This is a genomic window from Streptomyces sp. NPDC091282 (genome assembly GCF_044757385.1).
Taxonomy (GTDB): domain Bacteria; phylum Actinomycetota; class Actinomycetes; order Streptomycetales; family Streptomycetaceae; genus Streptomyces; species Streptomyces gramineus.
The window spans coordinates 186,118-204,858 of the sequence record NZ_JBIVUX010000005.1; the positions used below are offsets into that span (position 1 = coordinate 186,118).

The following is an 18,741-nucleotide window of genomic DNA, read 5'->3' on the forward strand; positions in this document are numbered from 1 at the left end:
GAGAAGAAGCCGGGACGGTGGCGGCTCCGTCACCCGATCGGCCGCCTCCTGCTGGCAGCGGTGAACCCGCAGGTTTCAGCTGGAGGCATGACCGAGCCTCCCAGCACCGGCCCCGCCGACGACGACCGCACGGCCCACGCCGCCCCGGCCTCGGCTTCAGCCCACCCGCCCGCCACCGTCCCCACGCCCGGGTATCCGACGGCCACCGCCTCCCGGCACGAGCCCGAACCGCCTTTCGAGGGACCGCTGCACGCCCTCTCGAAGGCGGCCTGGCAGACCGTCCTGCTCACCGGGATCGCCTCGCTGATCCTGGGCGTCCTGGTCCTCGTCTGGCCGGGCGCCTCACTGCTCGCCGCCGGCGTGCTCTTCGGCATCTACCTGCTGATCAGCGGTGTCTTCCAGCTGGTCTCGGCGTTCGGCACGCACAAGACGACCTCGCTGCGCGTGCTGGCCTTCATCAGCGGCGCGCTGTCGATCGTGCTGGGCCTGTTCTGCTTCCGCGGCCCGCTGGAGTCGATCCTGCTGCTCGCCCTGTGGATCGGGATCGGCTGGCTGATCCGCGGCATCACCCAGACGATCGCCGCCGTGCACGACCCCGGGATGCCCGCCCGCGGCTGGATGGTCTTCCTCGGGATCGTCACCTTCATCGCCGGCATCGTGCTGATCGTCTCGCCGTTCGAGTCGGTCGCCGTGCTGACGCTGGTCGCCGGTATCTGGCTGGTGGTCGTCGGCATCGTGGAGATCATCTCCTCGTTCGGCATCCGCGGCCGGGCCAAGCACATCCCGCAGACCCTGTGAGCGCCGTCAACCTCGCGCCTCACCGGTACGCCGAGCGAGCGGATCTCACGCCGGGTGCGGTGAACACCTCCGGCCGCGCGGGGAGATGACCGCCATGAGCAGCGGTTCGCCTTGCGGGCGCCCGCGGCCGGGACACACCTGGCTGCGGGCGCTCGTGCTGCTGCTCGCCCTGCTGCTGGCCGGTGCGGGAACCGCGGCCGGGTCCCGCACCGCGTCCGCCGCACCGGCCGCCTCCGCCGAGACGGCCGAACACGACGCCCTCGACACCCCGCTGCGGCTCCCCGCCCGCGCCGTCCACCGCGCCGACGTACCCCAGCGCCCCGCACCGCTCTCCGGTACGGCGCCCGCCGATCCGGCGGACCGCCACCGCCCGTGCGCGGCGGCACCGCGTCCGCCGTACGCCACACCCCTGCTGCGCACCGTGGTCCTGCGCTGCTGACCGACCGACAGCTCCCGCACTCCCCCAGGTCAGTCGGTACTACGCAAGGAACACAGCCATGTCCTCAGACCCGTACGCCGTCCTGCGCGCCCTGCTGCGCGCGGAGGCCGCCCGCAGCATGCCGAAGCCGGAGGCGAAGATGACGGAGCCGCCGAGGCCGCGCCCGCAGCAGCAGAAACGCGGCTGACTCCCGGAACCACCGGACGGCCGGGCGGCCCGCGCGGGGCGCCCGGCCCGGCCGGCCGTCCCGTCAGCGGCGCCGGCGCGCAGTACCGAACAGCGAACGGGTGATCTCGCGGCCCAGCTGGGTGCCCACCGATCGGGCCAGGGACCTGAACATCCCGCTGCCGACCACCTGTTCGACGAGCGAGGGTTCCGCCGCGCGCGCGGGTTCCCTCCCCGCGGGTGCCGCCGGCGCGGACTCCCGGGCCCGCTGCAGTTTCTCGTAGGCCGACTCCCGGTCCACAGCCTGTGCATAACGTCCGTACAGGGCGGACTCCCGGACCGCCTCGTCCAGCTCGGCCGCGTCGACCGGCGCCATCAGGGACTCCGGGGCCCGCAGCCGGGTCGCCGCGACCGGGGTCGGGGCGCCCCGCTCGCTGAGCACGGTGACGACGGCCTCGCCGGTGCCGAGGCCGGTGAGCAGCTCTTCGAGGTCGTACGACGACTTCGGGAAGGTCTGCACGGTGGCCCGCAGCGCCTTCTGGTCCTCGGGCGTGAAGGCGCGCAGCGCGTGCTGGACGCGGTTGCCGAGCTGCGCCAGGACGTCGGACGGTACGTCCTTCGGAGTCTGCGTGACGAAGAAGACGCCGACCCCTTTCGAGCGAATCAGGCGGACCGTCTGGGTGATGGCCTCCAGGAACGCCTTCGAGGCGCCGCTGAACAGCAGATGCGCCTCGTCGAAGAAGAAGACCAGCTTCGGCTTGTCGGCGTCGCCGATCTCGGGGAGGTCGTGGAAGAGGTCGGCCAGCAGCCACATCAGGAAGGTGGAGAAGAGCAGCGGCTTGTCCTGTACGGCGGCCAGCTCCAGGACCGAGACGACGCCCCGGCCGTCCGCCGCCGTACGCAGCAGGTCGGCCGTGTCGAACTCCGGCTCGCCGAAGAAGTCCGCCATGCCCTGCGCCTCGAAGGCGGTCAGGGAGCGCAGGATCACCCCGGCCGTGGCCGTCGACAGCCCGCCGATGCCCTTCAGTTCGGGCCGGCCCTCGTCGGAGGTGAGGAAGGCGACCACCGCGCGCAGGTCCTTGAGGTCGATCAGCTCCAGGCCCTTGGTGTCGGCGTAGTGGAAGATCAGGCCGAGGCACTGCTCCTGGGTCGGGTTGAGTCCGAGCACCTTCGCGAGCAGGACCGGGCCGAAGCTGGTGATCGTGGCGCGGACCGGGACGCCGTGGCCGAGGCCGCCGAGCGCCAGGAACTCCGCGGGGAAGCCGGTCGCCGTCCACTCCTGCCCCACCTCGCCGGCCCGTCCCAGCACCCGTTCGTCGCGCCGTCCGGGGCGCGCGATGCCGGACAGGTCGCCCTTCACGTCCGCGAGGAAGACCGCAACGCCCTGCGCCGAGAGCTGTTCGGCGATCAGCTGGAGCGTCTTGGTCTTGCCCGTGCCGGTGGCGCCGGCGACCAGGCCGTGCCGGTTGAGCACGGCGAGCGGGATGCGGACCTGGGCGTCGGGACGGCACCGGCCGTCCCAGAGGAGGGCACCGAGGTCCAGGGCCGGACCGGTGAAGGCGTACCCGGCGGCGATCGCGGCGGCTTCACCGGCACTCATCATCGGAGCCCCTGTTCCGTTTTGCCTTTTTGTTGACCTTTACGGTGTCTTTTCCAGCGTCGCACTCGGGCGCCATGGCTGCGCCCGGAACGTCAGGACCGGTAGGCTTTCCGTGTGATCTTCAAGCGCATCGGAAACGGCCGGCCGTACCCCGACCACGGCCGGGAGAGCACCCGGCAGTGGGCGGACGTCGCACCGCGCCCGGTCCGCCTCGATCAGCTCGTGACGACCAAGGGGCAGCTCGACCTGGAGACCCTCCTCGCCGAGGACTCGACGTTCTACGGCGACCTCTTCGCGCACGTCGTGAAGTGGCAGGGCGACCTGTACCTGGAGGACGGGCTGCACCGCGCGGTCCGTGCCGCCCTCCAGCAGCGCCAGGTGCTGCACGCGCGCGTGCTCGAACTGGACTGACCGGGACCGACCGGGTCGGTCCGGGCACCCCGGCCGACACCCTTTCGTCACCCGCCGGTTGACGCCGGTTGACCCTTTCGGGTTGGACCGCGCGACGTCGGATGATCATCTATTAGTCAACGCTCCCGCGGCGCACTACGCTGCGCTCATGAGCATGCTGACTCCCCCCGGCATGGGCGGCCAGTACCGGATCACAGGGGACAAATACCCACGCATGCGCCCGCGCCGGCGGCATGCCCGGCTCGTCCTCTCCGCGGTCGCCTCCGTCACCGCGCTCGGCCTCGTCGGCTGGGGCACGCTGCAGCTCATCGACGTCTTCACGGGCGGCGGCAAAGAGGCTGCGGCGGCCGGAGCCACGGCGTGCGTGAAGCAGGCCGCGGCCAGTGCGAAGCCCGCGGCCGGCACTTCCGCAGCGGTCCTGCCCAAGCCGGCCCAGATCACGGTGAACGTCTTCAACGCCACGACCCGTACGGGGCTGGCGAAGGACACCGCGGACGAACTCAAGAAACGCGGCTTCAAGATCGGCGACGTCGGCAACGCGCCGGCGAAGTTCGACGCCAAGGTGAAGGGCACGGCCGTCCTGCTCGGACCGGCCGCGGCCCTGCGCACCTCGCTGCCGGTGCTGGCCACGCAGGTCACGGCGCCGGACCAGCGCACGGAGGCGGGCCGCAAGGGCGCCGCCGTGGACCTGATCATCGGCGACGCGTTCAAGGCCCTCACCCCGCAGGCGGCCGCCGTGAAGGCCCTGACGGCCCTCTCCCATCCCGAACCGCCGGCGAACACCACCAAGAAACACTGCTGACACCCCCGTCCGCCCGACCGCCCGGCCGGACGGGCCCCGGGCGAGGGCCGAACCCCCGTCCGGGCGCGGCCCGTCGGGCGACGGCAATCGGGTGTCGTCCGAGCCCGCCGGGCAGGATCGGGGCCGTGCGGGTCAGGGCCGCCACGTCTTTGCGTGGGGCAGCCGCGGCCGTGCGGGCCGACTGTCGCCCGGCCCGCACTCCGCGGCGCCCCGCCTGGTACTACTCGGGCGTCCCGGCGGGTGCTACTCGGCCGCCCCGCCGGTGCTACTCGGCCGCCCCGGCGGGTCCTACTCGGCCGCCCCGTACAGGCGGTCGCCCGCGTCGCCCAGGCCCGGGACGATGTAGCCCTGCTCGTTGAGGTGGTCGTCGACGGCCGCCGTGACGACCGTGACCGGCGTCCCCGCCAGCTCCCGCTCCATGACCTCGACGCCCTCCGGCGCGGCCAGCAGGACCACCGCCGTCACGTCGTCCGCGCCCCGCCTGATGAGCTCGCGGATCGCCGCGACCAGCGTGCCGCCCGTGGCCAGCATCGGGTCCAGGACGTACACCTGGCGCCCGGAGAGGTCCTCCGGCATCCGCGAGGCGTACGTGGACGCCTGGAGCGTCTCCTCGTTGCGGATCATGCCGAGGAAGCCCACCTCGGCGGTCGGCAGCAGCCGGACCATGCCGTCCAGCATGCCGAGCCCGGCGCGCAGGATCGGCACCACCAGCGGGCGGGGACGGGCGAGCTTGACGCCGGTCGTGCGCGAGACCGGGGTCTGGACGTCGACGGCCTCGGTCCGCACGTCACGCGTCGCCTCGTAGGCGAGCAGCGTGACCAGTTCGTCGGCGAGCCGCCGGAACGTCGCGGAGTCGGTGCGCTGGTCGCGCAGGGTGGTGAGCTTGTGGGCGACCAGAGGGTGGTCGACGACGTGGAGACGCATGTCCACAACAGTAACCGCGTCCGCGAACACCTCGCGCGGACCCACCCGGCGTCTCGTTGGCATCAAACCCCCCGTCCGGGGGAACGTGGGAGTGACCGGACTGGGGTGGTGTGACCGTGTCTGATCTTCCTGAAGTGCCAGGATCCGCCGACCGCGGCTACGGCGCGCCCGAGGGCGAGACGGAGGCTGAGCGCCGGCGCCGCCGTGCCCGCTTCCTGCGCGACCTCGCCGAGGCCAGGGCCCTGCGCGACCGCGTCCAGCCGCGCCGCGTCAAGACGGCCCGGCTGCGACACGCCATGCGCATGCGGACGTTCCGCTGGTAGGAATCGGCGACACCGCGGGAACGGCGGACGTCGTACGGCCGATCGTCCGGCAAAGATCCACTGCTTGGGGGGCGTTGCGGTCCGTCATGGGGAAGGCCGTGCGTGGCCCGCGGGAAAACCCGCGTACGATCCGCAGGTGGCGGCAACGAGTGCGCTGGTGGTTCCGTACGCGGGCGGCTGGAAGCCTCTTTGCATACGTGCGATCAAAACTGCCGGACACAGGGAGCCGAAGACGTCCCCTGAACGCCTTGTTTCTGCCACGATTCCGAGTGGGTGGGCTCGGAGCCCAGCTCTCCCCGCCCAGAACCTCCGCCGGGGGGACCCCCAACCGGCACGCCTAGGACCAGTGGGAGAGTCACGGTGTACTTCGCCGCACTGCTCGCGCGCACCGAAGACGGGTGGGAAGCGAGCGACACAGAGCTCGACGATGTGGAGACCCTGTCGGACCTGGCCGACCTGGCCAGGGAATCGGCGCCGGACGCCGACGACACGGTGCTCGTCTTCATCGAGCAGGAGGACGCGTGGTTCGGCGTCGTACGCGTGGACGGCGAGGAGGACCCCCGGGTCTTCGTCTCCAACGCGGCCGCTGCCGCCCGTAGCTCGTACGGCGAGCTCCTGCTCACGGACGAACTGCTCGGAAGGGAGCCCAAGGACGAGGACGACGACCTGGACGCCCTCGATCTCGACGGCACCGAGGACGGCGAGCCGGAGGCCGAGGACGACGAGGACACCGACACCTCCGCCGTGCCGTCCGGCCCGGTGGGCGACAGCGGGATCCTCGACGACCTGGGCGTGAGCGCGAAGGAGCTGCTCTCGCTCAGCGACGACGCGCTCAGTGAGATCGCCGAGGTGCTGGGCGCCGCCGAGGTCCTGGAGACCGTCCGCTGACCTCCCACGAGGCAGCCGGGTCCCCGGACCCGGTACGCGACCGCTGGCGGGCCGCCATGCGACTCGCCCTGGACGAGGCCGGACAGGCCGTCCGGGGCGGGGACGTCCCCGTCGGCGCCGTCGTGCTGTCCCCGGACGGTACGACGGTGCTCGCGACCGGTCACAACGAACGTGAGGCCACCGGCGACCCCACCGCGCACGCCGAGGTCCTCGCGCTGCGCCGGGCCGCCGCGGCGCTCGGGGAGTGGCGGCTCACCGGCTGCACCCTCGTGGTGACGCTGGAGCCCTGCACCATGTGCGCGGGCGCCCTGGTCCAGTCCCGGGTGGACCGGGTCGTCTACGGCGCGCGCGACGAGAAGGCCGGGGCCGCCGGCTCCCTCTGGGACGTCGTGCGCGACCGGCGCCTGAACCACCGCCCGGAGGTCGTCGAAGGCGTCCTGGCCGGGGAGTCCGCCGGGCTGCTCACGGAATTCTTCCGGGACCGCTGAGGACCGGACGAGAACCGGACGAGGACGGGCACGAGGCTGGACCGGACGAGAGCCCGACGAGGACCGCACGAGGACCGCACGAGGCTGGCGGATGACCTGCCGTGACCGGCCGGGGAGCCCTTCCCCGCACCGGTCCGTGGACCGGTCCCCGGGCTGTTCCCGGCTCCCGAAAAGCGATTTCAGAGCACGGCCCTCCGTGCTGTAAGGTCTCTCTCGGTAGCGTGTCCGAGCGGCCGAAGGAGCTCGCCTCGAAAGCGAGTGTGGCGCAAGTCACCGAGGGTTCAAATCCCTCCGCTACCGCCGTGAAAGGGCCCCGTCGAAAGACGGGGCCCTTTGCGCGTCCACGGTCGCGGACAGCCCCGTCACGCGCCCCCGTTCACGCCCCCCGGCCCGGCAACGGGCCTCGACCAGCGGGCCGTTGGCCCGCGAGGGGGGCGTGAAGGTTACACTCGCGGCCGGCAGCAGGGTCCACAGGCTACGCAGACACGCCGGCAGAGGCAGGCACAGGGGAGGCCGCGGTGGCGGTGAATGCCAAGAAGATCGCCACGTACGTGCTCGTGGTCTTCGCGCTCTACGTGATCATCACAGACCCGGCCAAGGCGGCCGATTACGTCCAGATAGGATTTGAGGGCATTTCGGACGCCGCCAAGGCCGTCGGAACGTTCATGACCTGGCTCGTCGACGGAGCCAAATAGCGCACCACCCCGGGAGCAACCATGATCCGCCACCTGGTCCTCTTCAAACTCAACGAGGGCGTGGAGCGCGACGATCCGCGGGCCGTCGCGGGCGCCGCCGCCTTCCGGGCGCTCGGCGGAGCGATCGAGGAGCTGCGCTTCTGGGAGTGCGGCTGGAACATCACCGACCGGCCCATCGCCCACGACTTCGCCATCAACTCGGCCGTCGAGGACGCGGAGGCGCTCACGCGGTACATCGAGCACCCGGCCCACCAGGAGGCCGCCGCGCAGTGGCGGGAGTTCGCCACGTGGGTGATCGCCGACTACGAGTTCTGAGCCGCCGCACGCCCCGCCGCGGGCGTACGGCGCCCGCTGGCGACAGGCCCTCCGCCCGGAACGGCGGGGGGCCTTTTCGCGTCTTATGCCCCAACTTGCCAACTTTCACTCTCAACACGACGTTATGCGGTGCTTGCGCACAGTGCACATGTCTTGTGATGCTATGACCGCTTTTGACGGATGATTGACCGATGAAGAGGTGGCGTTGACCGTGTCGGCCAGTTCTGCGCCGCCCCAGGAAGAGGCGCCAGCTCCCGCTCCCCCCACGCCCCAGCCGCCCGCCCAGGCGCCCGCACCGCCCCCGGAGAAACGGCGGGGCGCCGACACCCGGGCGCTGACCCAGGTGCTCTTCGGGCAGCTGAAGGACCTCAAGCCGGGCACGCCGGACCACGGCCGGGTGCGCGCGGCGCTCATCGAGGCGAACCTCCCGCTCGTGCGGTACGCGGCCGCCCGCTTCCGCTCCCGCAACGAGCCGATGGAGGACGTCGTCCAGGTCGGCACCATCGGCCTGATCAACGCCATCGACCGCTTCGACCCGGAGCGGGGCGTACAGTTCCCGACCTTCGCGATGCCGACCGTCGTCGGCGAGATCAAGCGCTACTTCCGGGACAACGTCCGCACGGTGCACGTCCCGCGCCGGCTGCACGAGCTGTGGGTCCAGGTCAACAGCGCCACCGAGGACCTGACCACGGCCTTCGGGCGCTCCCCCTCCACCGCCGAGATCGCCGAGCGGCTGCGGATCAGCGAGGAGGAGGTGCTGTCCTGCATCGAGGCCGGCCGGTCGTACCACGCGACCTCCCTGGAGGCCGCCCAGGAGGGCGACGGGCTGCCGGGCCTGCTGGACCGCATCGGCTACGAGGACCCCGCCCTGGACGGCGTGGAACACCGCGACCTGGTCCGCCACCTGCTGGTCCAGCTCCCCGAGCGCGAGCAGCGAATCCTGCTGCTGCGCTACTACAGCAACCTCACCCAGTCGCAGATCAGCGCGGAGCTGGGCGTCTCCCAGATGCACGTCTCCCGGCTCCTGGCCCGCAGCTTCCAGCGCCTGCGCTCGGCGAACCGCATCGAGGCCTGACCCTCCACCGGCCCGACCCCCGCCGCCCCGCCCCGCCCGACGCCCCACCCGCCTCCCGGCCCCTGGTGCCCGCCCCGGCTCCGCGCCCAGCCCGACGCCCCACCCCGACCGACTCCCGGCCCGAGGGCCCACCCCGACCGACACCCGGCCCGACGCCCCACCCCGGCCCGAGGGCCCGCCCCGGCCCCGGTCCAGGCCCGATGGCTCCGCCTCCGTCCGGCGCCCGCCCCGGACCGACGCTCCGGCCCCGCGCCCACCCCGGCGCCCCGCCTGGAAACGCGGCTCAGCCGCCGCCCCTCGTCCGGCCCGAGCCCCCGGCCACAGGCCGCGCGCGCCGTCGCACACGCCGTCGTACGGGCCGCCGTGCGCACCGGCGCAGCGCCCGCGGCGGGACCCGTTATCCCGTCGAGACACGCTTCCGACGACTTCGCGCGGCCATAACCGCAAGCAGGATCGAGCCATCACCGTCGCGAGCGAATCGCTCACCAGCACAGTTCCCGACAGTTCGGGGTCGAAAAAGCGTCAGACCCCCTGCATCCAGGGCGGATTCGGTTTTTGGATGTCGACATGTCACTACAGCGTGTTGCCGACATGTGACATTCTGCGGGAAGCGCGTTTGCCGGGGCTCCGGCTCCGGTATTCAGGTGAAGGCGCCGTTCCTCGTGAGGGGCGTCGCCGCGACCGTCCCGCGACCCAAAGGGGGTGGCATGTCCGCAGAACAGGGCAGCTCGAAGGTGCTTACGCCCACGAAGAGCGAGGCAGCGCCCAAGGAGCTCGACGCCATCGACGTGCTCGACAGCATCGACGGCGCCCCGGCGCTGGAGACCCCGCCGACCCCGGAGGTCCCGGGCACCACGGAGGGCCTCGACACCCGCACCCTGTCCCGCTCCCTGTTCCTGCGCCTCGCCGCACTCGATGAGGACAGCCCCGAGCGTGCCTACGTCCGGGACACCCTGATCGAACTGAACCTCCCGCTCGTGCGCTACGCGGCGGCCCGCTTCCGCAGCCGCAACGAGCCGATGGAGGACATCGTCCAGGTCGGCACCATCGGCCTGATCAAGGCGATCGACCGCTTCGACTGCGAACGGGGCGTGGAGTTCCCGACGTTCGCGATGCCGACGGTCGTCGGCGAGATCAAGCGGTTCTTCCGCGACACCTCCTGGTCGGTCCGCGTCCCGCGCCGCCTCCAGGAGCTGCGCCTGGCCCTCACCAAGGCCAGCGACGAGCTGTCCCAGAAGCTGGACCGCTCCCCGACGGTCACCGAACTGGCCGCGGTGCTGGGCGTGTCCGAGGAGGACGTGGTCGACGGCCTGGCCGTGGGCAACGCCTACACCGCCTCCTCGCTCGACTCCCCGGCCCCCGAGGACGACGGCGGCGAGGGCTCGCTGGCCGACCGCCTCGGCTACGAGGACACGGCCCTGGAGGGCGTCGAGTACCGCGAGTCGCTGAAGCCGCTGCTGGCCAAGCTCCCGCCCCGCGAGCGCCGGATCATCATGCTCCGCTTCTTCGCGAACATGACCCAGTCCCAGATCGGCGACGAGGTCGGCATCTCCCAGATGCACGTCTCCCGGCTGCTCACCCGCACCCTGGCCCAGCTCCGCGAGGGCCTGATCGCGGACTGAGCGGTGCCGACGGGTTCCTTACTGACGGAGCGTCAGCCACACTGGCGCGATGCTTCTCCGTAGGACACCGAGCGGCCGCCGGGGCGCCGTCACGGCGGCATCGGCGGCCGCGCTCTGCCTGGCCTCCGCACTCACGGCGTGCGGAGGCGGTGGCGGCGGTTACACGGCGGTGGGGGCGGTGGGCACCGGCCCGGGGTCACCCGGGCCGTCATCGGGCCCCACGGGCTCGGTGACGCTGGTCCCGCTGGACGGCTCACCGGCCGGGACGCCGCACGGGTCGGCCGGAGCGGGCGGAGGTCCGGCGGCCGGCACCGCGGGCGCACCCACCGGTCCCGCGGCCACGACCACGAGCCCGCCTGTCGCCTCACCGGGGCACAGCGGCACCGGGAACCGGCGGTCGGACGCGCCGGAACCGCACGCGCCGGAACCCGACCCGTCTGTGTCGGCACCCTCCTCGCCCGCCCCCACGAGCCCCGCCGCCCCCGCCGACCTCACCTGGAGCGCTCCCGTCCGCGAGGCCACCGACAAGCGGTGGTGCGAGAAGGTGACGGTCGGGTTCCGCAACACGGGCGGCACGGCGGTCCGTTCGGGCACGATCACCCTCGGCACGCACATCATCGGCGCGCTCGGCGTCGACTGGGCGACGATCACCTCGACGCGGCCGCTGCCGGTCCCGGTCGCGCCCGGCTCCCGCGGGAGCGGGACCTGGACGGTCTGCGTGGACGACTGGCGGGTGCCGCTGGGCATGCACGTCGAGACCCGGATCGTGACGGTCGACTGGAGCTGAGCCGTCCCGTCCGTGCGGGTACGACGAAAGCCCGGGGCGCCGGACACCCCGGGTTCCACGTCGCGCCGCCGCCGCGGCCCTCGTAGCGCCGAGGGGCCGGGCGGGCGGCGGGTGACTACTTGAGCGCCAGCCAGGCCACCGCCGCGACCACGACCACCACGGCGACGACGCCGAGGATCAGGCCGATGCGGGGGCCGCCGGAGGCGGAGGGGGAAGCCGTCTGCTGAGGGGTCTGCGGGGCCTCGTCGACGAACGCGCGGAACATCTGGGTGCTGCCGGCGGGGTCGTAGTTGCCCTGGGGGCCCTGGGTGTTAGCCATGCCCCGAGACATTAGCGAATCCAGTGGTCCGGCCCAAGTGGGGGGCCACCCGCAATCACAAGCCGCCTCACCTGGCTGTTTACGATCGCAATACTTGCCTTTGCCAAGTTTTGGCCTCCAGCATCGCCCATATATTTGCCTGTGGCAACCAAGTAGTTCTATGGTTGCCCCAAGCAACGAATACGGGAGGTGTGATGGCGGAGCAGGCGCAGTTCGAGGAGCTGGCGCGTCAGCTCAGCGCCGTCGGAGCCGTGAAGCGGGACCTCGCGCGGATTCTTCCGCACGAATGCCCGGCCGGTTCCGCGGCCGTGCTGACGCTGCTCGGCCGCTACGGATCCATGCGCATGAGCAAGCTCGCCGAGCTGCTCGCGGTGGACATGTCCGTGACCAGCAGGCACGTGGCGCACGTCGCCGAGCGCGGCTGGATCGAGCGGTCTCCCGACCCGGCGGACAAGCGGTCCCGCATCCTGCGCCTCACCCCCGCGGGCGAGGCGACGCTGGTGGACCTGTCCCGGCGCAGCACCGAACTGCTCACCGAACGGCTGGGCGACTGGAGCGACGAGGAGGTCGACCAGCTGATCCGGCTGATGACCCGGCTCCGGGACAGCTTCGACTGCCGGCCCGCCACGCCGCGGCTGACCGCGACGGCCCCCGCCGGACCGGTCCCCGGCGCCGCAGGCACCACGGCCGAGGTCACCTCCGCCGCCCGCGCCCCCACCGCCCCCGTACTCGCACCGACCACCCGTACACCCGCATAAGACGTAGAAAAGGAAGCCCATGGCAACGACCACACCAGCCGGTGTGCGGGCCCATGCAAAGCACGGGGGAGGCTCCGTGGAGCAGGCTGCCCCGATGTCCCACCGGCAGATCATGGAAGCGATATCCGGGCTGCTGCTCGGCATGTTCGTGGCGATCCTGTCCTCCACGATCGTCACCAACGCGCTGCCGCACATCATCACCGACCTGGGTGGCGGCCAGTCCGCCTACACCTGGGTCGTCACCGCCTCGCTGCTGGCGATGACCGCGACCACCCCGCTGTGGGGCAAGCTCGCCGACCTGTACGACAAGAAGGCGCTCGTCCAGATCGCCCTGGTCATCTACGTCCTGGGTTCCGCGGCGGCCGGTCTGTCGCAGAACTCCGGCATGCTGATCGCCTGCCGTGTCATCCAGGGCGTCGGTGTCGGCGGTCTGTCGGCGCTCGCCCAGATCGTCATGGCCGCGATGATCTCGCCGCGTGAGCGCGGCCGTTACTCCGGCTACCTCGGTGCCACCTTCGCCGTCGCCACCGTCGGCGGCCCGCTGCTCGGCGGTGTCATCACCGACACCTCGTGGCTGGGCTGGCGCTGGTGCTTCTACGTCGGTGTCCCGTTCGCCGTCATCGCGCTGATCGTGCTGCAGAAGACCCTGCACCTGCCGGTGCTGAAGCGTGACGTCAAGGTCGACTGGGCCGGCGCGTTCTTCGTCGCCGCCGCCGTCTCGCTGCTCCTGGTCTGGGTCACCTTCGCCGGTGACAAGTACGACTGGATCTCGTGGCAGACGTACGCCATGATCGGCGGCTCGATCGTCCTCGGTCTGATCTTCATCCTGGTCGAGTCGAAGGCCAAGGAGCCGATCATCCCGCTGCGGCTGTTCCGCAACCGCACCATCACGCTGGCCTCGATGGCCTCGCTGTTCGTCGGTGTCGCGATGTTCACCGGCACCGTCTTCTTCAGCCAGTACTTCCAGCTGGCCCGCGACAAGTCGCCGACGATGTCCGGCGTGCTGACGATCCCGATGATCGGCGGCCTGTTCATCTCCTCCACCGTCTCCGGGCAGTTCATCACCCGTACCGGCCGCTGGAAGGCCTGGCTGGTCAGCGGTGGCGTGCTCGTGACGGCCGGTCTCGGCCTGCTCGGGACCATCCGGTACGACACGGCGTACTGGAAGATGGCGATCTTCATGGCGCTGCTGGGCCTCGGCATCGGCATGATGATGCAGAACCTGGTGCTCTGCACGCAGAACCAGGTCGAGCCCGCCGACCTCGGGTCGGCCAGCTCCACGGTCACCTTCTTCCGTTCCCTCGGCGGTGCGGTCGGCGTCTCCGCGCTCGGCGCGGTGATGGCCCACCGGATCACGCACTACGTGACCCAGGGTGCCGCCGACCTCCCGCACAAGTACCAGGCCGCCCTCGCGGGTTCGAGCTCGTCCAGCGACAGCCTCCCGGACCTGGGCGCGCTGCCCGCCCCGCTGCGCATCCTCTTCCAGAGCGCCTACGGCCACGGCATCGCCGACGTCTTCCTGATCGCCGGCTGCCTCGCGGCCCTCGCGTTCCTGATCACCCTGTTCATCAAGGAGGTCCCGTTGCGGACCAAGGGCGCGCTCGCCCAGGCCGCGGCCGACGCCGAGGAGCAGGGCATCGACGCCGCTCCGGCCGCCGCCGTCACCGCCGTCACCGCCGCCGTCCCGGCTCCCGCCGAGGAGACGGTCCCCAGCTGGGCCGTCCCGGTCGCCGCCGCCGGCACGGACACCGCCGCCGAGACCGCCGGGCAGTTCACCGCCGTGGCGACCCTCGCCGCCCCCGAGCAGTCGGCGGGCTCCGGCTCCACCCCGGTGCACGGCTTCGTGCGCGGCGCCGAGAGCGCCCCGGTCGCCCAGGCCGCGGTCACCCTCATCTCGCTCTCCGGCCGCCAGCTCGGCCGCGCGGTCGCGGGCTTCGACGGCTCCTACCGCCTGGACGCCCCCGGCGCCGGCTCGTACGTGCTGATCGCCTCCGCCGACGGCTACCAGCCGCAGGCCTCCACCGTCCTGGTGGGCGAGGAGCCGCTGCCGTACGACATCCTGCTCAGCGGCACCAGCGGCCTGAGCGGTGTGGTCCGCGGCGCGGGCAGCGCGCTGCCGGTCAAGGACGCCATGGTGATCGTCACCGACGTGCGCGGCGACCTGCTGGCCACCGCGGCCACCGGCGAGCAGGGCCAGTTCGTCTTCGGCGACCTGGTGCCGGGCGTGGTGACGGTCGCGGTGAACGCGGCCGGATACCGCCCGCGCGCCCTGCCGGTCCAGATCGGCACCACCGGTGTCACCCGGATCGAGGTCGACCTGGACGCCGGCGCCCAGCTCCAGGGTGTCGTGCGGGCCCCGCACGGGCCGCTGGCCGACGCCCGCGTCACCCTCGTGGACGCGGCCGGCAACGTGGTGGGCACCTCCACCACCGGCCTGGACGGCGCGTACGCCTTCGCCGACCTGGACGGCGGCGACTACACCGTGATCGCGACGGGCTACCCGCCGATCGCCACCGCCCTGAACGTCACCGGCGCCGGTGTCGACGGGCACGACATCGAACTCTCCCACCCCGGCGAGTAGTTCACCCCGGCCCGGGGCAGCGATGGTGCATCGGCTGCCCCGGGCCGTCACACTCTGCGCAATTTATATGGCTTTTCACGCCTCTAGATCGGTTTTCAGGGAGAATTCGGGATGGGACTCACCGCCAGGATCCGCACCCGGGACGGATGGGCCGTGTCGCACGCGGTCGTCACGGTGACCGACATGACCGGCACCCAGGTGCTGCGCGTCGAGGCGGACGAGGAGGGCACGGTACGGGACCCGAACCCGCTCGCGCCCGGGGCGTACACCGTCATCGTGACCGCCGTGGGCTACGCGCCCGCCGCCTCCAGCGCCATCGTCACCGCCAGCGGGCGGGCCGAGATCGGCAAGGTGACGCTGGCCCGGCAGGGCGGCACCGAACTGCCGCCGCCGGGCCCGTGGACCGTCGACCCGGCGCACTCCACCGTCGCCGCGGTCGCCCAGCACCTCGGCATCTCCAGCGTCCGCGGCCGCTTCACGGACTTCACCGCGGCCATCGAGATCGCCCCCGACGACGTCACCAAGTCCCGTGTCCAGGCCGTCATCCGGGCTGCGTCCATCGACACCGGCAACGGCATGCGCGACACGCACCTGCGCTCCGCCGACTTCCTGGACGTCGAACGCTTCCCCGAGCTCACCTACACCTCGACGGGTCTCACCGTGGCCGGCTCCGACCGCTGGACGGTCCACGGCGAACTGGCGATGCGCGGTGTCGTGCGCCCCGTCGACCTGCACCTCGCCTACCTCGGCACCGGCGCCGACCCCTGGGGCGGCACCCGGGCGGCGTTCCGCGCCACGGCCGAGCTGCACCGCGAGGACTTCGCGATGAACTACAACCAGGTCGTCCAGGCGGGCATCGCGGCCATCGGCACCACCCTCAAGGTCGAGCTGGAGATCCAGGCGGTCCAGGGCGAGTCCCTGCCCCAGGCGTAGGACCGGCAGGGACAGGCAGCGGCCGGGCGGGGCCGGGCAGGGCGGCCTAGGCTGACGCCATGGCACCGAACATCGCGACGAACACCGCCGTCTCCCTCGACGAACTGCTGGACTTCGTACGGCCCCGCCACCGCGCGATCCTGCTCACCCGCCGCGCCGACGGCGGCCCCCAGGGGTCGCCGCTGACCTGCGGGGTCGACGACTCCGGGCGGATCGTGGCCTCCACGTACCCCGAACGGGCCAAGACCCGCAACGCCAGGCGGGACGAGCGGGTGAGCCTGATCGTCCTCAGCGACGACTGGAACGGGCCGTGGGTCCAGGTCGACGGCACCGCCGAGGTGATCGACTCGCCGGAGTCCGTGGAGCCGCTGGTGGAGTACTACCGGAACATCGCGGGCGAGCACCCGGACTGGGACGAGTACCGGGCGGCGATGCTGAAGCAGGGCAAGTCCATCATCCGGGTGACGCCGGAGCGGTGGGGGCCGGTGGCCACCGGCGGATTCCCGTCCCGGCTGGCCGCGCCCGAGGCCTGAGGCCTCTAGGACGGGCGGGTCACCTTGGCCTCGATGCCTGCGATCAGCAGGTCCAGGGCGAAGGTGAAGTCCCTGTCGAGCATGTCGGCGACCGTGTCGCCGCCCCTGGCGGCCATGAGGTCCGCCGACTCCTCGATGATGGCGGCCGTCGCCGGGGACTCGGTCACCGCGGTCATCGCGGTGCTGAAGTACTCGTCGGGGGTCATGCCGGCCGTCGTCACCCGCTCGGCGAAGTGGCCCTCGATCGTGCCGAACCCGTACACGAACTGGAAGACGGCCGAGATCGCGCCGGTCACCCCGTGCGCGGGCAGGCCGGCGCGGCGGACGACCTGCTGGACCGCCCGGGAGAACGCCAGCGAGTGGGGGCCGATGTTGAGGTAGCGGCCGGCCAGCGGGGAGAGCCAGGGGTGGCGGACCAGCAGCGCCCGGTACTCCGAGGCCAGCGCCCGCAGGTGCACCCGCCAGTCCGCGTCGGACCCCTCGGGCAGGCTCAGTTCGCCGAAGGCCGCGTCGAGGGCGAGTTCCAGCAGGTCGTCCTTGGTGTCGACGTACCAGTACACGGACATGGCGGTCACGTTGAGCTCGGCCGCCAGCCGCCGCATGGAGAACTTGTCGAGCCCGTCGGAGTCCAGGAGCCGGACGGTGACGGAGGTGATGCGGGCCCGGTCGAGACCGGACGGCTGACCGCTACGACCGCCCTTGCGGGCCTTCTCCCCCAGCCACACACTGGCCCGCGCCATCATGGCCTCCTCCTCGACGATCACTTCCGACGATGCTACGACCGCAAGGTCCCTTCGGGGTTGCGGGGAACCGCCCTACCGGCCACCCACGGTCCCGCAGCCGCAAACCCACCCATACCCCCTGCCCCCTAGGCGGCATTCCTCTCCGCCCGGCGGAGAAGTCCCGCCGCCACGAACCCTCCGGCCACCACGGCCACCGCCCCCACCAGTTGCCCGGCGCCCAGCCCCGCCGACAGCGAATCGCCCGACGCCACCCGGGAGCTGAGCACCGCGCCCAGCACGGCCACCCCGAGCCCGTTCCCGAACTCCGCCAGCGTCCCGTTGATCCCGGCCCCGACCCCGGCCTTCTCCGGCGGGATCGCGCTCATGATGGCGTGCGCCATGGCCGGGTTGGCGATCGCGCACCCCGCGCCGATCAGCAACAGCCCGAGCAGCGTGCCGCCGTAGCCGCTCGCGTCCAGCACCGCGATGGACCCGAGGCCGCACGACATCAGCACCATGCCCAGGGCTATCGCCGCCGGCGTACCCAGCCGTGCCGCCCACCTGGCCGACACACCGGTGAAGTTGAGGGCGACGACCGTGAGCGCGAGCGGCGCGGTGCGCAGGCCCGCCTCCAGCGGGCCGTAGCCGAGGACGAGTTGCAGGTGCTGGGTGAGCAGGAAGAGCGCGCCGCCCATGCCGAAGGTGATGAGGACCGCGCCGGCGACGGCACCCGTGAAGCGGCGGTCGCGGAAGAAGTGGGGGTCGAGCATGGGCGAGGGGGTCCGGTTCTCCCAGTACGCGAACAGGGACAGGACCGCCACCGCCACGGCCGCCGTGGCCAGGACCCGCGGCGAGGCCCAGCCGTGCACGGGACCGGAGATGATCGCGAAGACCAGCGCGGTCATGCCGACGGTGGAGAGCAGCGCGCCGGGCAGGTCGGGCCGGTCGCCGCGCGGGGCCTTCGACTCGGGGACCAGGACGACGACCGCCGCCAGGGCCAGCGCCGCGACCGGCAGGTTGATCAGGAAGATCGCGCCCCACCAGAAGTGGTTGAGCACGAACCCGCCGATCAGCGGCCCGGCGGCGAAGCCGAGCGCGTTGACCGCGCTCCAGATGCCGATGGCCTTCGGGTGCTCGTCCGGGGTGAAGATCTGCATCACGACGGCCAGGGTCGTGGTGAGCAGGAGCGCCCCGCCCACACCCATGCCGGCCCGTGCGGCGACCAGTTGGGCCGTGGACCCGGCCAGTCCGGCGGCCAGCGAACCCGCGCCGAACAGGACGAGTCCCGTGATCAGCATCTTCTTGCGGCCGTAGCGGTCGGCCGCGCTGCCGGCGGTGAGCAGCAGGCCGGACTGGACGAGCGAGTAGGCGTTGATCATCCATTGGATGTCCGCGGTGGTGGCGTCCAGCTCCCGGGTGAGGGAGGGGATGGCCACGTTCAGAACGGTGTTGTCGAGCAGCACGGTGAGCTGGGCCAGGCAGATCACACCGAGGATCAGCCAGCGCTGGGGGTGGCCCTGAGACATCATGCTGTACACCGTAAAGGGACTCTTCTACGGTGTA

The 18,741-nt window shown here is 72.0% G+C and carries 22 protein-coding genes and 1 tRNA gene; 18 read left to right on the forward strand and 5 right to left on the reverse strand.

Annotated features, from left to right (window positions below; translation table 11 throughout):
• Positions 1 to 87 precede the first annotated feature (87 nt).
• From ACIQOE_RS24215 to ACIQOE_RS24225, 3 genes are all read left to right on the forward strand, one after another.
• On the forward strand, positions 88 to 798 hold the full coding sequence (locus ACIQOE_RS24215; RefSeq protein ID WP_351316191.1) for an HdeD family acid-resistance protein: 711 nt from the start codon (positions 88 to 90) through the stop codon (positions 796 to 798).
• A gap of 94 nt (positions 799 to 892) precedes the next feature.
• A complete protein-coding gene (locus ACIQOE_RS24220; RefSeq protein ID WP_401413690.1) occupies positions 893 to 1,237 on the forward strand; it encodes a hypothetical protein in 345 nt (114 codons plus the stop codon).
• A gap of 58 nt (positions 1,238 to 1,295) precedes the next feature.
• Positions 1,296 to 1,424 carry a hypothetical protein gene (locus tag ACIQOE_RS24225; RefSeq protein WP_401413692.1) on the forward strand — a complete coding sequence of 43 codons (129 nt, stop codon included), beginning with the start codon at positions 1,296 to 1,298 and terminating at the stop codon, positions 1,422 to 1,424.
• Between the two features lie 63 nt (positions 1,425 to 1,487).
• Here ACIQOE_RS24225 and ACIQOE_RS24230 read toward each other — a convergent pair whose 3' ends face one another.
• Entirely contained in the window at positions 1,488 to 3,005 is a 1,518-nt protein-coding gene (locus ACIQOE_RS24230) for a helicase HerA-like domain-containing protein (protein WP_399011964.1), read from the reverse strand.
• A 111-nt stretch (positions 3,006 to 3,116) separates the two neighbouring features.
• On the opposite strand from ACIQOE_RS24230, the gene ACIQOE_RS24235 reads away from it, so the two are divergent.
• Both ACIQOE_RS24235 and ACIQOE_RS24240 read left to right on the forward strand, forming a co-directional pair.
• Complete coding sequence (locus ACIQOE_RS24235; protein WP_003999914.1) at positions 3,117 to 3,413, forward strand: type II toxin-antitoxin system VapB family antitoxin; 297 nt, start codon at positions 3,117 to 3,119, stop codon at positions 3,411 to 3,413.
• Between the two features lie 148 nt (positions 3,414 to 3,561).
• A complete protein-coding gene (locus ACIQOE_RS24240; protein ID WP_362639789.1) occupies positions 3,562 to 4,215 on the forward strand; it encodes a LytR C-terminal domain-containing protein in 654 nt (217 codons plus the stop codon).
• A 288-nt stretch (positions 4,216 to 4,503) separates the two neighbouring features.
• On the opposite strand, the gene upp is transcribed toward ACIQOE_RS24240, so the two are convergent.
• The gene (gene upp, locus ACIQOE_RS24245) at positions 4,504 to 5,139 is read right to left on the reverse strand and encodes a uracil phosphoribosyltransferase (protein WP_351316206.1); all 636 of its coding nucleotides are present in this window, start codon (positions 5,137 to 5,139) and stop codon (positions 4,504 to 4,506) included.
• Positions 5,140 to 5,273: 134 nt separating this feature from the next.
• Between upp and ACIQOE_RS24250 the strand changes: the two genes are divergently transcribed.
• The 9 genes from ACIQOE_RS24250 to ACIQOE_RS24290 all read left to right on the forward strand — a co-directional run bounded on the left by ACIQOE_RS24250 (position 5,274) and on the right by ACIQOE_RS24290 (position 11,332).
• Complete coding sequence (locus ACIQOE_RS24250; protein WP_351316209.1) at positions 5,274 to 5,462, forward strand: hypothetical protein; 189 nt, start codon at positions 5,274 to 5,276, stop codon at positions 5,460 to 5,462.
• A 360-nt stretch (positions 5,463 to 5,822) separates the two neighbouring features.
• Positions 5,823 to 6,350, forward strand: a complete 528-nt coding sequence (locus ACIQOE_RS24255; RefSeq protein WP_351316212.1) for a hypothetical protein — start codon at positions 5,823 to 5,825, stop codon at positions 6,348 to 6,350.
• 56 nt (positions 6,351 to 6,406) lie between these two features.
• Positions 6,407 to 6,838 carry a tRNA adenosine(34) deaminase TadA gene (gene tadA / locus ACIQOE_RS24260; RefSeq protein WP_351316214.1) on the forward strand — a complete coding sequence of 144 codons (432 nt, stop codon included), beginning with the start codon at positions 6,407 to 6,409 and terminating at the stop codon, positions 6,836 to 6,838.
• Positions 6,839 to 7,053: 215 nt separating this feature from the next.
• Positions 7,054 to 7,138, forward strand: a tRNA-Ser gene (locus ACIQOE_RS24265).
• A gap of 218 nt (positions 7,139 to 7,356) precedes the next feature.
• Positions 7,357 to 7,533, forward strand: coding sequence for a hypothetical protein (locus ACIQOE_RS24270; protein ID WP_351316217.1), 177 nt, complete (start codon positions 7,357 to 7,359; stop codon positions 7,531 to 7,533).
• A 21-nt stretch (positions 7,534 to 7,554) separates the two neighbouring features.
• Positions 7,555 to 7,848 (forward strand): Dabb family protein, encoded by a 294-nt coding sequence (locus ACIQOE_RS24275; protein ID WP_401413696.1) that lies wholly within the window; start codon positions 7,555 to 7,557, stop codon positions 7,846 to 7,848.
• A gap of 205 nt (positions 7,849 to 8,053) precedes the next feature.
• Positions 8,054 to 8,923 (forward strand): RNA polymerase sigma factor SigF, encoded by an 870-nt coding sequence (locus ACIQOE_RS24280; protein WP_351317819.1) that lies wholly within the window; start codon positions 8,054 to 8,056, stop codon positions 8,921 to 8,923.
• Between the two features lie 707 nt (positions 8,924 to 9,630).
• Positions 9,631 to 10,545, forward strand: coding sequence for an RNA polymerase sigma factor SigF (locus tag ACIQOE_RS24285; protein ID WP_365559171.1), 915 nt, complete (start codon positions 9,631 to 9,633; stop codon positions 10,543 to 10,545).
• 439 nt (positions 10,546 to 10,984) lie between these two features.
• Positions 10,985 to 11,332, forward strand: coding sequence for a hypothetical protein (locus ACIQOE_RS24290; RefSeq protein WP_399011956.1), 348 nt, complete (start codon positions 10,985 to 10,987; stop codon positions 11,330 to 11,332).
• A gap of 115 nt (positions 11,333 to 11,447) precedes the next feature.
• On the opposite strand, the gene ACIQOE_RS24295 is transcribed toward ACIQOE_RS24290, so the two are convergent.
• Complete coding sequence (locus tag ACIQOE_RS24295) at positions 11,448 to 11,651, reverse strand: hypothetical protein (RefSeq protein ID WP_351316229.1); 204 nt, start codon at positions 11,649 to 11,651, stop codon at positions 11,448 to 11,450.
• Positions 11,652 to 11,845: 194 nt separating this feature from the next.
• On the opposite strand from ACIQOE_RS24295, the gene ACIQOE_RS24300 reads away from it, so the two are divergent.
• The 4 genes from ACIQOE_RS24300 (at position 11,846) to ACIQOE_RS24315 (ending at position 16,456) form a co-directional block, all read left to right on the forward strand.
• Positions 11,846 to 12,409 (forward strand): MarR family transcriptional regulator, encoded by a 564-nt coding sequence (locus tag ACIQOE_RS24300; RefSeq protein WP_351316231.1) that lies wholly within the window; start codon positions 11,846 to 11,848, stop codon positions 12,407 to 12,409.
• A 19-nt stretch (positions 12,410 to 12,428) separates the two neighbouring features.
• Positions 12,429 to 14,990, forward strand: a complete 2,562-nt coding sequence (locus ACIQOE_RS24305; RefSeq protein WP_363013014.1) for an MFS transporter — start codon at positions 12,429 to 12,431, stop codon at positions 14,988 to 14,990.
• A 111-nt stretch (positions 14,991 to 15,101) separates the two neighbouring features.
• Complete coding sequence (locus tag ACIQOE_RS24310) at positions 15,102 to 15,923, forward strand: YceI family protein (protein WP_363013013.1); 822 nt, start codon at positions 15,102 to 15,104, stop codon at positions 15,921 to 15,923.
• A gap of 59 nt (positions 15,924 to 15,982) precedes the next feature.
• Positions 15,983 to 16,456, forward strand: coding sequence for a PPOX class F420-dependent oxidoreductase (locus tag ACIQOE_RS24315; protein WP_351316239.1), 474 nt, complete (start codon positions 15,983 to 15,985; stop codon positions 16,454 to 16,456).
• 5 nt (positions 16,457 to 16,461) lie between these two features.
• Here ACIQOE_RS24315 and ACIQOE_RS24320 read toward each other — a convergent pair whose 3' ends face one another.
• Both ACIQOE_RS24320 and ACIQOE_RS24325 read right to left on the reverse strand, forming a co-directional pair.
• Positions 16,462 to 17,199, reverse strand: a complete 738-nt coding sequence (locus ACIQOE_RS24320; RefSeq protein WP_351317821.1) for a TetR/AcrR family transcriptional regulator — start codon at positions 17,197 to 17,199, stop codon at positions 16,462 to 16,464.
• Positions 17,200 to 17,324: 125 nt separating this feature from the next.
• Positions 17,325 to 18,707, reverse strand: a complete 1,383-nt coding sequence (locus tag ACIQOE_RS24325) for an MFS transporter (RefSeq protein ID WP_401413700.1) — start codon at positions 18,705 to 18,707, stop codon at positions 17,325 to 17,327.
• Positions 18,708 to 18,741: the final 34 nt, after the last annotated feature.

What these genes read in the sequence shown, in the direction of transcription:
- ACIQOE_RS24215 (WP_351316191.1), top strand. Translation starts at nt 88, where the DNA reads ATGACCGAGCCTCCCAGCACCGGCCCCGCCGACGACGACCGCACGGCC.
- ACIQOE_RS24220 (WP_401413690.1), top strand. Translation starts at nt 893, where the DNA reads ATGAGCAGCGGTTCGCCTTGCGGGCGCCCGCGGCCGGGACACACCTGG.
- ACIQOE_RS24225 (WP_401413692.1), top strand. Translation starts at nt 1,296, where the DNA reads ATGTCCTCAGACCCGTACGCCGTCCTGCGCGCCCTGCTGCGCGCGGAG.
- ACIQOE_RS24230 (WP_399011964.1), bottom strand. Translation starts at nt 3,005, where the DNA reads ATGATGAGTGCCGGTGAAGCCGCCGCGATCGCCGCCGGGTACGCCTTC.
- ACIQOE_RS24240 (WP_362639789.1), top strand. Translation starts at nt 3,562, where the DNA reads ATGAGCATGCTGACTCCCCCCGGCATGGGCGGCCAGTACCGGATCACA.
- upp (WP_351316206.1), bottom strand. Translation starts at nt 5,139, where the DNA reads ATGCGTCTCCACGTCGTCGACCACCCTCTGGTCGCCCACAAGCTCACC.
- tadA (WP_351316214.1), top strand. Translation starts at nt 6,407, where the DNA reads ATGCGACTCGCCCTGGACGAGGCCGGACAGGCCGTCCGGGGCGGGGAC.
- ACIQOE_RS24275 (WP_401413696.1), top strand. Translation starts at nt 7,555, where the DNA reads ATGATCCGCCACCTGGTCCTCTTCAAACTCAACGAGGGCGTGGAGCGC.
- ACIQOE_RS24285 (WP_365559171.1), top strand. Translation starts at nt 9,631, where the DNA reads ATGTCCGCAGAACAGGGCAGCTCGAAGGTGCTTACGCCCACGAAGAGC.
- ACIQOE_RS24295 (WP_351316229.1), bottom strand. Translation starts at nt 11,651, where the DNA reads ATGGCTAACACCCAGGGCCCCCAGGGCAACTACGACCCCGCCGGCAGC.
- ACIQOE_RS24300 (WP_351316231.1), top strand. Translation starts at nt 11,846, where the DNA reads ATGGCGGAGCAGGCGCAGTTCGAGGAGCTGGCGCGTCAGCTCAGCGCC.
- ACIQOE_RS24305 (WP_363013014.1), top strand. Translation starts at nt 12,429, where the DNA reads ATGGCAACGACCACACCAGCCGGTGTGCGGGCCCATGCAAAGCACGGG.
- ACIQOE_RS24310 (WP_363013013.1), top strand. Translation starts at nt 15,102, where the DNA reads ATGGGACTCACCGCCAGGATCCGCACCCGGGACGGATGGGCCGTGTCG.
- ACIQOE_RS24315 (WP_351316239.1), top strand. Translation starts at nt 15,983, where the DNA reads ATGGCACCGAACATCGCGACGAACACCGCCGTCTCCCTCGACGAACTG.
- ACIQOE_RS24320 (WP_351317821.1), bottom strand. Translation starts at nt 17,199, where the DNA reads ATGATGGCGCGGGCCAGTGTGTGGCTGGGGGAGAAGGCCCGCAAGGGC.
- ACIQOE_RS24325 (WP_401413700.1), bottom strand. Translation starts at nt 18,707, where the DNA reads ATGATGTCTCAGGGCCACCCCCAGCGCTGGCTGATCCTCGGTGTGATC.